General features: G+C 64.2%; 9 protein-coding genes and 1 other RNA gene. 4 read left to right on the forward strand and 6 right to left on the reverse strand.

Features of this window, described 5'->3' with window-relative positions; translation table 11 throughout:
* Nucleotides 1-33: 33 nt before the first annotated feature.
* Nucleotides 34-2,685: a cyanophycin synthetase gene (gene cphA, locus AC3G88_RS06950; RefSeq protein WP_488771092.1), complete on the reverse strand. Its 2,652-nt coding sequence runs from the start codon at nucleotides 2,683-2,685 to the stop codon at nucleotides 34-36.
* A 274-nt stretch (nucleotides 2,686-2,959) separates the two neighbouring features.
* On the opposite strand from cphA, the gene AC3G88_RS06955 reads away from it, so the two are divergent.
* Nucleotides 2,960-5,260 carry a cyanophycin metabolism-associated ABC transporter gene (locus AC3G88_RS06955; RefSeq protein ID WP_488771093.1) on the forward strand — a complete coding sequence of 767 codons (2,301 nt, stop codon included), beginning with the start codon at nucleotides 2,960-2,962 and terminating at the stop codon, nucleotides 5,258-5,260.
* 22 nt (nucleotides 5,261-5,282) lie between these two features.
* Nucleotides 5,283-5,753, forward strand: coding sequence for a cyanophycin metabolism-associated DUF1854 family protein (locus AC3G88_RS06960; RefSeq protein WP_488771094.1), 471 nt, complete (start codon nucleotides 5,283-5,285; stop codon nucleotides 5,751-5,753).
* A gap of 62 nt (nucleotides 5,754-5,815) precedes the next feature.
* Here AC3G88_RS06960 and AC3G88_RS06965 read toward each other — a convergent pair whose 3' ends face one another.
* Nucleotides 5,816-6,223: a hypothetical protein gene (locus AC3G88_RS06965; protein ID WP_153946783.1), complete on the reverse strand. Its 408-nt coding sequence runs from the start codon at nucleotides 6,221-6,223 to the stop codon at nucleotides 5,816-5,818.
* A 211-nt stretch (nucleotides 6,224-6,434) separates the two neighbouring features.
* Here AC3G88_RS06965 and AC3G88_RS06970 point away from each other — a divergent pair, with 211 nt between their 5' ends.
* Together AC3G88_RS06970 and AC3G88_RS06975 are read left to right on the forward strand one after the other, a co-directional pair.
* Nucleotides 6,435-7,631 (forward strand): lytic polysaccharide monooxygenase, encoded by a 1,197-nt coding sequence (locus AC3G88_RS06970; protein ID WP_488893252.1) that lies wholly within the window; start codon nucleotides 6,435-6,437, stop codon nucleotides 7,629-7,631.
* A 100-nt stretch (nucleotides 7,632-7,731) separates the two neighbouring features.
* Nucleotides 7,732-8,103 carry a hypothetical protein gene (locus tag AC3G88_RS06975; protein ID WP_488893253.1) on the forward strand — a complete coding sequence of 124 codons (372 nt, stop codon included), beginning with the start codon at nucleotides 7,732-7,734 and terminating at the stop codon, nucleotides 8,101-8,103.
* Nucleotides 8,104-8,193: 90 nt separating this feature from the next.
* Here the strand turns inward: AC3G88_RS06975 and ssrA are convergent.
* From ssrA to ompA, 4 genes are all read right to left on the reverse strand, one after another.
* Nucleotides 8,194-8,552: a transfer-messenger RNA gene (gene ssrA / locus AC3G88_RS06980) on the reverse strand.
* 90 nt (nucleotides 8,553-8,642) lie between these two features.
* On the reverse strand, nucleotides 8,643-9,299 hold the full coding sequence (gph, locus tag AC3G88_RS06985) for a phosphoglycolate phosphatase (RefSeq protein ID WP_400391719.1): 657 nt from the start codon (nucleotides 9,297-9,299) through the stop codon (nucleotides 8,643-8,645).
* Nucleotides 9,300-9,301: 2 nt separating this feature from the next.
* Complete coding sequence (gene ubiG, locus AC3G88_RS06990; protein ID WP_488771097.1) at nucleotides 9,302-10,039, reverse strand: bifunctional 2-polyprenyl-6-hydroxyphenol methylase/3-demethylubiquinol 3-O-methyltransferase UbiG; 738 nt, start codon at nucleotides 10,037-10,039, stop codon at nucleotides 9,302-9,304.
* A gap of 173 nt (nucleotides 10,040-10,212) precedes the next feature.
* Nucleotides 10,213-10,869, reverse strand: coding sequence for an outer membrane protein OmpA (ompA, locus tag AC3G88_RS06995; RefSeq protein WP_066739225.1), 657 nt, complete (start codon nucleotides 10,867-10,869; stop codon nucleotides 10,213-10,215).
* Nucleotides 10,870-10,999 lie beyond the last annotated feature (130 nt).

Consider the following 10,999-nt stretch of genomic DNA (forward strand, 5'->3'; position numbering starts at 1 on the left):
AGAATCGTTTGTCCGTTGTTCTTCCGGGCGGGATTACGCGCGGCGTCCGCTGCGGCCCATCCACTGGTGTACCTGCTCGACGGTGCTCTCGGTCGAGGCCTCGTCGCACTGCAGGACCAGCAGGTCGCCGGCCACCAGTTGCGACAACGCGGCTTCCACCGCTTCGCGCCGGCCGGCTTCGTCGATGATCTTCGTCACGCGGCGGCCTTCGTACAGGCCCTTCTTCAGCAGCGCGCGGGCTTCGGCGTCGGGCAGGTCGCGGCGCACGCTGTGGTCTTCGCACAGGAACACGCGGTCGAACGTCTTGCCGATGACCTTGCCTTGCTGCACCAGGTCTTCGTCGCGGCGCTGCACGCCGGCACCGAACACCAGCATGCGGCGCTCGGCCGGGAAGCGGTCCAGCGCGGCGGCCATGGCTTCCAGCGCCGGCGCGTTGTGCGCGTCGTCCACGATCACCGTGGCGCCCTGGCGCTCGAACAACGTGAAGCGGCCCGGCACATCCACCTGGCCCACGTCGAAGGTGACGATGCCGGCGCGGATCAGGTCGTTGGAAATGCCCAGTGCCCAGCCGGTGGCCACGGCGGCCAGCACGTTCTCGATCTGGAAGGCGACCCGGCCGGCGTAGGTCAGCGGGATGGCCGACACGTCGGTCAGCGCGCTTTCGCTGGCGCCTGTGGCCATCACCACCTTGCCATCGCGCACGAACACGGCGCGGCGGCCGGCCGCGCGATGCTCGACGATGGCGGGCAGGTCGGCGGACAGGCCGAAGAAGATCACGTCGCCATCGCACAGTTCGGCCATCTCGACCAGGCGCGGATCGGCGGCGTTGAGCACGGCCGCGCCGGTCTTGAGCACCACGTCGATCTGCGTGCGCAGCACGTTGTACATGCGGTCTTCATCCTCGACGTAGTAGTCGCCAAGGTGATCGGGCTGGCCGAAGTTCGTGACCACGCCTACCTGGCAGCGGTCGTACGGCAGGCCCTGCGACAGGATCATGCCGCTGTCGTTCTCGAACACGGCGGCTTCCACGGCGCGGTTCATCAGGATGCGGTGGCCGGCGTCCCAGTTAGCCTTTTCGCCACGGTCGCCCTTTTCCACCTGGCGGCGGTCCAGGAACAGGCCATCGCTGCACGACAGGCCCGTATGCTTGCCCGACAACTGCAGCAGGCGCGCCACGAGCTTGGCCACCACGGTCTTGCCGTTGGTGCCGGTGATGCCCACCACGGGAATGCGGCCGTCGTCGGCCACGCCGTTGCGGGTCGGGAACAGGTGCTCGACGATGGCGGGGCCCACGGGGCGCGGTTCGCCGTCGGCGGGCTTGATGTGCATCAGCAGTCCGGGGCCGGCATTGACCTCGACGATGGCACCGCGCTGCTCGGCGAGCGGGCGCGAGATGTCCTCGGCCACCAGGTCCACGCCGGCGATGTCGAGCCCAACGATCCGCGCGGCCAGCGCGGCATGCGCGGCCACGCTCGGGTGCACGCGGTCGGTCACGTCGAAGGCCACGTTGCCGTTGCGCTGGATCAGCACGGTGCGGCCCTCGGGCGGTACCGCGCTGCCATCGGCATAGCCCTGGCGCTTCAGTTCCAGGCGGGCAGCCGAATCCAGGCGCACGCGGTTCAGCGGATGATCCTCGGTGCTGCCACGGCGCGGGTCGGAATTGATCTGCGATTCGATCAGTTCGTCGATGGTCTGCTTGCCATCGCCCACCACGGAGGCGGTCTCGCCCATCGCGCAGGCCACCATGCGGCCGCCCACGATCAGCAGGCGGTGCTCGTTGCCGGGCACGAAGCGCTCGACGATGACACCGTTGCCTTCCTCGATGGCCACGGCGTAGGCGGTCAGCACTTCGTCGCGCGTCATCAGGTTGGTGAACACGCCACGGCCATGGTTGCCGTCGTACGGCTTGACCACCACCGGCAGGCCGATGCTTTCGGCGGCGTCCCAGGCGTCTTCGGCGCTATCGGCCATGCGGCCTTCCGGCACGGGCACGCCGCACGATTCCAGCAGCGACTTGGTCAGGTCCTTGTCGCGCGAGATCGATTCGGCGATGGCGCTGGTGCGGTCGGTCTCGGCCGTCCAGATGCGGCGCTGGCGCGCACCGTAGCCAAGCTGCACCAGGTTGCCGTCGGACAGGCGGATCGACGGAATGTCGCGGTCGTCGGCGGCATCGACGATGCAGGCGGTGCTGGGTCCGAGGCAGTGTTCGTCGACGAGGTCGCGCAGCGTTTCCACGGCGGCGTCCACGTCGTACGGGCGGTCCTCGATGGCGGCCATGACCAGGTCGCGCGCGGCAAACAGCGCGGCGCGCGTCACCTGCTCGTGCCAGGCCCGCACGATGACCTTGTAGACGCCACGGACCGGGGTCTCGCGCGCCTTGCCGAAGCCGCCGGGCATCCCGGCCAGGTTCTGCAGCTCAAGCGTGACGTGTTCCAGGATATGGCCGGGCCAGGTGCCTTCCTTCAACCGCATCAGGAAGCCGCCGCGCACGCCCGGGCTGCAGCGGTGCTCGATCAGCGTGGGCAGCCACGCCGACAGGCGCTCGTAGAACCCCGGAATCTTGTTGGAGGGAAAATCCTCCAGTTCGCCGATATCGACCCATGCCTCCAGCACTGGCCGATATGTCCACATATTCGGGCCGCGTAGCGACATGACATCGAAAATCTCAATGTCCTTCTTTTTCATTGAATTTGCTTGAGGCTGTGGGCGAGTGCCCGGGAAATGGAAAGCTAATCTTTCGTTAACGTTACTGTAGCCTCAGGGTTGACCCGTCATTACCCTTCGAGACCGGCAACGCATTGTGCAGCGCACCAAGGTGCCCGCCTGTTTGCGTTATGTATACTTGCGGGCAAAATTGCGGGCCGCCAGCCTGGCGAACCGCTTAATTGTTTCAAGTTATGTCCGTATTTGATCTGTTTTTGGGTCTGCGGACGCGCTTTTATCGCTTTTTGCGCCAATAATGACCCAGTCCTCCCCGTCTGCTTCCAACCACCCCGGCCCGCAAGGTCCCTGGGCCGCCGAACTCGGCGCCGGCCTGCTGCCCCGGGAAATCGTCCTGGCCGGGCTCATGCTGGACCTGGACGCAAGGCTGCATTTTACCCAAGGGTGGCTGGTTGTGACGGATCGTCGTCTGATCTGTCGCGCCCCCGGCGAAACCGCCCTGCGAAGCTGGGACATCACGCCTGACCTGACGCTTGCCCACGGCGACCATGCCGGCGTGGGCACGCTGGAACTGGGCGATGGCCGGGAGCGCCTGGCCACCTGGCGCTACACGCTTGGTTACAATCCTGACGCATTGCGGCTGGCCGACCAGTTCGATGCACGCCGCAATCTGGTGGCCACCGGCCATTCCGCCGAGCCCGATGCCGAGATCTGCCCGACCTGCAAGGCGCCCATCCCGCCGGGAGAAGAGCAGTGCCCGCAATGCAGCCGGGAGCTGGAGACCCCGCCCTCCACCTGGGCGCTGCTGCGCCTGTGGCGTTTTGCCCGGCCCTACCGCTGGGAACTGCTGGGCGGTTTCGCGCTGCTGCTGCTGGGTACGGCCGCCACGCTGGTGCCGCCTTACCTGACCATGCCTCTGATGGACAAGGTGCTGATCCCGTATCAGAACGGCGTGCCGATCGACTACCACCTCGTCAAGCTCTATCTGGCCGGCCTGCTAGGCGCCGCGCTGGTGGCCTGGGCGCTGGGCTGGGCCCGTACCTACCTGCTGGCGCGCGTGTCGGAGCGCATCAGCGCCGACCTGCGCACCACCACGTACGAACACCTGCTCAAGCTGTCGCTCGAATACTTCGGCGGCAAGCGCACTGGCGACCTGATGGCCCGCATCGGGTCCGAGAGTGACCGCATCAGCGTGTTCCTGTCGCTGCATCTGCTTGACTTCGCCACCGATGTGCTGATGATCGCCATGACGTCGATCATCCTGATTTCCATCAATCCGTGGCTGGCGCTGGTCACGCTGGTGCCGCTGCCGTTCATCGCGTGGATGATCCACATGGTGCGTGACCGCCTGCGTCACGGATTCGAGAAGATCGACCGCATCTGGTCCGAAATCACCAACGTGCTGGCCGATACGATTCCGGGCATCCGCGTGGTCAAGGCGTTCGCGCAGGAAAAGCGCGAGGTGGTGCGCTTTCGCGAGGCCAATCGTCACAATCTTGCGATCAATGACCGGGTGAACGCCGTGTGGTCGCTGTTCACGCCAACCGTGACGCTGCTCACCGAAGTGGGCCTGCTGGTGGTCTGGATCTTCGGTATCTGGCAGGTCAGCCACAACGCGATCACCGTCGGCGTGCTGGTGGCGTTCCTGACTTATATCAGCCGGTTCTATACGCGCCTCGATTCGATGAGCCGGATCGTGTCGGTGACCCAGAAAGCCGCCGCCGGCGCCAAGCGGATCTTCGATATCCTCGACCACGTGTCGAGCGTGCCCGAGCCGCAGAAACCCGTGCGCCTGGAGAATGTACGAGGCGCCATCGAGATGCGCGACCTCGGCTTCCGCTATGGCAATCGCGCCGTGATCCGCGGCCTGAACCTGACCATCGAGCCAGGCGAGATGATCGGCCTGGTCGGCCACAGCGGATCGGGCAAGAGCACGCTGGTGAACCTGATTTGCCGTTTTTACGATGTCTCGGAAGGCGCGATCCGGGTGGACGGTGTCGATATCCGTTCGCTGCCGGTATCGGATTTTCGCCAGAACATTGGCCTGGTGCTGCAGGAGCCGTTCCTGTTCTTCGGCACGATTGCCGACAACATCGCCTACGGCAAGCCCGAGGCCACGCGCGAGGAGATCATCGCCGCCGCACGCGCCGCGCATGCGCACGAGTTCATCCTGCGGCTGCCGCACGGCTATGACTCGCTCGTCGGCGAGCGCGGCCAGGCGCTGTCCGGCGGCGAGCGGCAACGTATTTCGATTGCCCGCGCGCTGCTGATCGATCCGCGCATCCTGATCATGGACGAGGCCACGTCGTCGGTGGATACGTCCACGGAGAAGGAGATTCAGAAGGCGCTGGACAACCTCGTGCAGGGTCGCACCACCATCGCCATTGCGCACAGGCTCTCCACCTTGCGCAAGGCCGATCGACTCGTGGTGATGGACCGCGGCCAGATCGTCGAAGTGGGCAGCCACGACGAACTGCTGGCGCGCGAGGGTGCGTACTACAGGCTGTATCAGGCGCAGGCGCGCAATGTCGATACCGACCCCGATGACACCAGCGCCGGCAACCGTGCCGAAGTGGCGGAGGCCGTCAGTGCCCAGTAATCCATCAGTGAAAGAAACGGCTATGCAAACGCCCGAATTCCACCTGTCCCGCAACAGCCTCGGCAAGCTCGTGCTGACAACGGGTGACGGTGCGCAGCACGAGGGCGTGGTGCCCGTGCGCGCGTTTCCGATTTCCGCTGCCGACGATGGCGTGGGGATGATGAGCACCGATGGCAAGGAACTGGCTTGGATTCCTCGTCTGGACAAACTGCCGGCGCAGACCCGTGAGCTGATCGAAGCCGAGCTGGCATCGCGCGAGTTCATGCCCGAGATTCAGAAGATTCTGGGTGTATCGACCTACGCCACGCCCAGCGTGTGGACCGTACAGACCGATCGCGGCCAGACCGACCTGGTATTGCGCGGCGAAGAGAACATCCGGCGGCTGACGGGTACCACGCTGCTGATTTCGGACAGCCATGGCATTCACTACCTGATCCGCGACCAGTTCGCGCTGGACAAGCACAGCCGGAAGATTCTGGATCGCTTCCTCTGATCGCACCTACGGTCGCAAACAACAACGGCACGCCTGGGCGTGCCGTTGTTGTTTGCGGGCGGTCAGTGCAGGACCGTGGGCGCGTCGTCGTCTTCCTCGTCGTCCCAGTCCTCGTATTCGAGCGGCGCATCGGGTGCCATGTCCCAGACCATCGAGTGGAAGCGGACCGTGAACCAGTCGCGGAACATGGCCAGCGACAGCGCTTCGGGCCAGACCGAATCGTCGAACCACTCGCCCAGCATGAATTCGAAAAACGGACGCCACCGCTTTTCCACCCAGCGCAGTGCATTCTCGGGCGTGTCGGCCACCTCCGCGGGCAACAGGAAAACGCTCGCATCGTCGCGCACGTCACTGAGCGTCAGCGTGGGGACGGGGTCGGGGTCCACCGCCTGGATCCAGTCAAGAAAGGGTTGCTCGGGCAGGAGCATGACCATGGATCGGCTGACAGTGAAACGGGGGTGGTCGGACATGAGGGCAGGGCGTAGGACAGCGACGGCCTATTGTAGCGTTCATGCCGGCGGCAACCGCATGGATTCGATTTTGCCGACGGATTGATCGTCGGCATGGCACTGGCCATTTTAGGACGATTCCGATTTCCAACGTGTTTTGTGGCGCGTCAAATCGCGCAGCCGTTCTCGCCCCGGGCGAGGACGTTGAACCACGTCTTCTAGGAAAATCGCGATGTCCCATAAAGCAATCGGTATCGCCTGTCTGGCGCTTGCCGCGACCGCTGTGCCGCTTTCCGCCCAAGCACACGGCACGATGGAGCTGCCCGCCAGCCGGGTGCTGACCTGCTACAACGAAGGTGCCGAGCAACCGAAATCGGGAGCCTGCCAGGCGGCTCGCGCGGTCGGCGGTGCGCAGCAGTTCTACGACTGGAACGGCGTGCGCCAGGGCAATGCCGCCGGCAATCACCGCGCATTGATCGCCGATGGCGAGCTTTGCTCGGGCGGATCGGCAAGCTTCCGCGGGTTGGACCTTGCGCGGCTCGACTGGCCGCAAACCTCGATCGTGCCCACTGCCAGCGGTGATTACACATTCGTCTGGCGAGCTTCCGCGCCGCATGCCACGCAGTATTTCAAGTACTACATCACCCGCGATGACTGGGACCCCGGCATGCCGCTGCGCTGGGCCGATCTTGAAGAATTTGCGACGGTGTCTGGCGCGCAGGCTGTGCAGGAAAGCGGCAAGTACCGCATGAAAGTGCAACTGCCGGCGGGCAAGAAGGGCAGCCACAGCCTCTACAGCATCTGGCAGCGCGGCGACAGCCCCGAGGCGTTCTATGCGTGCGCCGACGTCAAGTTCCCCGGAGACGGTCTGGCGGTGCGCGAGATTGGCTGGGAGGATCAAGGTGTGCTGGCAGCCAAGGGCGACCTGGTGGTGGGCACGAAGCTGACGTTCCGGGCCATGGACGCCATGGGGCGCGATGCAGGCAAGCATGTGCTGACGATCAACGCCGCCAATGCCAGGGCGCGCACGTGGGCGTATCAGCTGGCGCAGAAGGTCAATGTCGAATCCCAGATCTTCCGCATCGGCGAGCTGCAGGCGCGCAATGGCGCGTCGAGTATCGTGCCGCTGAGTTCCACCACGGCCAACCGCGTCTACCTGAGCAAGTCGTATCCCGGATACCGCTTCGAGATCGACAAGGAGGCGCCCAGCGCAAGCGGCCGTTCGGGCAGTGGCGGCGGTGGCGCCGCTTCGACGGGCCAGCCGGACGGGAGCACGCTTGATACGTGGCGCGAGGGGCCGGCCTATGAAATCGGTCAGGCCGTCACGTACCAAGGCAAACGCTACGTCTGCCTGCAACGTCATACCGCCTGGCGCGGTGCAGGATGGACCCCTGCCGTGACACCGGCCCTGTGGCGTTTGATCCGCTAAGTGTTGTTTTTTCGCCGGAACTGTTCGAATCTGTTCCGATCGCTTCAGTTTTCGGCGAAATTGGCCGTCATTGTTGGCATACGGGGTTAGGAGCCGTCTGATGAGTTTTACCTTTCTCCCGCCAGGCGACGTATTCATGCCGACCATGACGGAACGGTTTGCCGAGGCGGAAAAAATCGAAGATCGCGCCGAGCGTTGGGCTGCCCAGGCAGCCATCGCGCTGGATACGGGCGACATGTACCTGGTTGGGCTGGTGCTGTTCAAGGCCATCCAGGAATTCGGGGTCGAGGCCTTCGCGGCACACTCGGGGGAGTCGCACGCGCGGCTGCAGCGGCTATGGATGCCAGGCATGATCGGCTCGGTGGATTACGCGAAAAGCCTGTACCTGCACCTGGGCGTCAGCCTGCCCGTGGACCGCTACTACGCCGCCCGACTCGAAAGCATGCCGGTCGACGGCGTGGTGGTGCACTGAACGGCACCGCAGAGCATTAAAAAAACGGGCCGCAAGGCCCGTTTTTCTTTGCCCCCGGACGTCCTGCGTGCCCGGAGCGGTGCGGTGTACTGGTGGAGCCGGCGGGAATCGAACCCGCGTCCGCAAGCCCTCCACAGAGAGTTCTACATACTTAGTTCTGTCATTTGATTTAACCGGCGCATCGCGGACGAACACGCTCTACGACGGCGAGTCACTAGGTTTTCGTCCTCGGGCCCGTGACACTCCCGAAGCTTATCTGACGTAAATGACCTCGCTGGTTCTTGCGAACCCTAGCCCGTCAGCGAGCCAGTGCGAGGACGGCGGCCCTTAGGCTGCCAGTGCGTAACGTTCGTCGTTAGCAGTTATTGCATTCCCATTGATTAACGAGGTGACGGGTCCTCGGTATGCCCTCACTGCTTCGTAACCCACGTCGAAACCAGGTCGGCCCCAATGTGCGCTGTGAAACGCGAAGAAAACGGATTGTACCCGGTTTCGACGCCCATGGCGTGCGTCCGGTTCCGTAGTGCCAAGCTGGGGGCTTATCCCAGCAATTCAAGCAGTTCGGCCGGGTGATGGATCAGGTAGTCAGCGCCCCAGGTTTCGGGCGGCTCACCGTCGCCACAGTAGCCGTAGGCGGCGGAGACCGTCGCCATGCCTGCGGCCTTGCCGGCCTGGATGTCGCGCAGGTCGTCGCCGACATAGAGGCAGCGCGCCGCGGCCACGCCGCTCAGTTCGGCGGCGTGCAGCAGGGGGGCAGGGTGAGGCTTGGCGTGGGGCGTGGTGTCGCCGCTGACCACGGCCGAGGCGCGCGGTGCCAGACCGATGGCGCGGACCAGCGGCACCGTGAAGCGCGCGATCTTGTTCGTGACGATGCCCCAGGGCACGCCATCGGCCTCGAGCCTGGCCAGCACCGCATCCATGCCCTCGAACAGTCGGGTATGCACCGCGATGTCGGCCTCGTAGTAATCGAGGAAGGTATCGCGCAGCGCGGGGAATTCGGGGTCTTCCGGACGCTTGCCGAAGGCCGCGCCGATCAGCCCGCGCGCGCCGTGCGAGGCCACGGGCCGAAGCTTTTCGTAGGCGACGGGTGCCATGCCGTGCTCCACGACAAGCCGGTTGGCCGCTGCCGCGAGGTCGGGGGCCGTATCGGCCAGCGTGCCGTCGAGATCAAAGAAAACCGCGTCGAACTTCGCCATCGTCATGCCACCTTCCGGAACGCCATCATGTAGTTGACGTCGGTATCGCGGCTAAGCGAATAGATCTGCGTCAAAGGATTGAAGGTCATGCCGCGCATCTCGACCATCTCCAGGCCGACGTTGCGCGCGAAGCGTGCCATCTCCGAGGGCGTGATGAATTTCTGATAGTCGTGCGTGCCGCGCGGCAGCATGTTCAGTACGTACTCCGCGCCGACGATAGCCAGCAGGTAGGCTTTCAGGTTGCGGTTGATCGTCGAGAAAAACACGTGTCCGCCCGGTTTGACCAGCGTCATGCAGGCGCGAACGATCGATTGCGGATCGGGCACATGCTCGAGCATTTCCATACAGGTCACCACGTCGACGCTGGCTGGCATGCGGGCCGCCAGGTCTTCCACGGCGATTTCCTCGTAGGTCACTGCCACGCCCGATTCCAGGCTGTGCAGGTCGGCCACCTTCAGGGCCTTGCTGGACAGGTCGATGCCCCTGACCGTGGCGCCAAGGCGCGCCATGCTTTCCGACAGGATGCCGCCGCCGCAACCCACATCGACGACCTGCTTGCCCGACAGGTGCGCGATACCGTCGATCCAGCCCAGGCGGAGCGGATTCAGATCATGCAACGGCTTGAATTCACTGTTGGGATCCCACCAGCGGTGGGCCAGCTCGCTGAACTTGTCGATCTCTTTCGGATCGGCATTGCGGCCGGTTTGGGGCGAGACGTTGAGGGTGGTCGAATGCGACATCGTTGGCGCCGCGCAGGCGGCAGGTCTGATGAGAAGGCTGCGGCAACTTTACCAAAAAAACGGTGCCGCGCCGAATATGGCGGGTCTGACGCGCTGCCGGCGAAAACCGCCGGAGGCCGGGCGAAAAAAAAGCCCAGCATACGCTGGGCTTTTCTTCATCGGAGAGGATCCGATTAACGTGCGCTGCGGGTGCCGACCACTTCGACTTCCACGCGGCGGTTCGGCTGCTGGCAGGCGATCTGAGCGGTGCGGTTGCCCTTGCACGACTTCGGATCCACCTTCAGCTGACGCTTGCCCTTGCCTTCCGTGTACACGCGGTTGGCTTCGACGCCCTTGCTCACCAGGTAAGCCTTGACCGATTCGGCACGACGGATCGACAGGCGATCGTTGTACTTGTCCGAACCGAACGAGTCGGTGTGGCCAACGGCGATGATGACTTCCAGCGTGATGCCTTGCAGCTTCGAGACCAGGTCGTCCAGCTTGGCCTTGCCTTCGGGCTTCAGAACAGCCTTGTCGAAGTCGAACAGGGTGTCAGCAGCAAAAGTGACCTTCTCGCTGGACACAACCGGCGGAGCGACCGGGGTCGGTGCCGGAGCCGGAGCAGCAGCCGGAGCCAGTGCGCCATCGCACAGGGCATTGGCCGTTGCCGGGGTCCAGGAGCTGTCGCGCCAGCAGAGCTCGTTCGTGCCATTCTTCCACACGTACTCGCTCGTACCGTTGCCCCAGTTATCGTTCACGGCCTTCTTTTCGTAGGGGACGGACTGGGCTTGAGCGGATGCAGCCATTACTGCGGTAGCTGCAACGAGCGCGAGCTTGGCAAATTTTTTCATATTTCTCCTCTCAGGATGAGATCACCGCAGGGTTACTGCGAGCAAATGGACGAAAACAAGTCATACATTCTTCGGAGTATAACATTCTCGATGTGGTGGATGCTCCACTTCGAACAATGTCTGGCTCTTC

This window comes from Cupriavidus sp. 86D6 (genome assembly GCF_057815095.1).

Coding starts and splice junctions, on each gene's coding strand:
- ubiG (WP_488771097.1), bottom strand. CDS start 10,039: ATGTCGCATTCGACCACCCTCAACGTCTCGCCCCAAACCGGCCGCAAT.
- AC3G88_RS06955 (WP_488771093.1), top strand. CDS start 2,960: ATGACCCAGTCCTCCCCGTCTGCTTCCAACCACCCCGGCCCGCAAGGT.
- gph (WP_400391719.1), bottom strand. CDS start 9,299: ATGGCGAAGTTCGACGCGGTTTTCTTTGATCTCGACGGCACGCTGGCC.
- AC3G88_RS06970 (WP_488893252.1), top strand. CDS start 6,435: ATGTCCCATAAAGCAATCGGTATCGCCTGTCTGGCGCTTGCCGCGACC.
- cphA (WP_488771092.1), bottom strand. CDS start 2,685: ATGAAAAAGAAGGACATTGAGATTTTCGATGTCATGTCGCTACGCGGC.
- AC3G88_RS06960 (WP_488771094.1), top strand. CDS start 5,283: ATGCAAACGCCCGAATTCCACCTGTCCCGCAACAGCCTCGGCAAGCTC.
- ompA (WP_066739225.1), bottom strand. CDS start 10,869: ATGAAAAAATTTGCCAAGCTCGCGCTCGTTGCAGCTACCGCAGTAATG.
- AC3G88_RS06975 (WP_488893253.1), top strand. CDS start 7,732: ATGAGTTTTACCTTTCTCCCGCCAGGCGACGTATTCATGCCGACCATG.
- AC3G88_RS06965 (WP_153946783.1), bottom strand. CDS start 6,223: ATGTCCGACCACCCCCGTTTCACTGTCAGCCGATCCATGGTCATGCTC.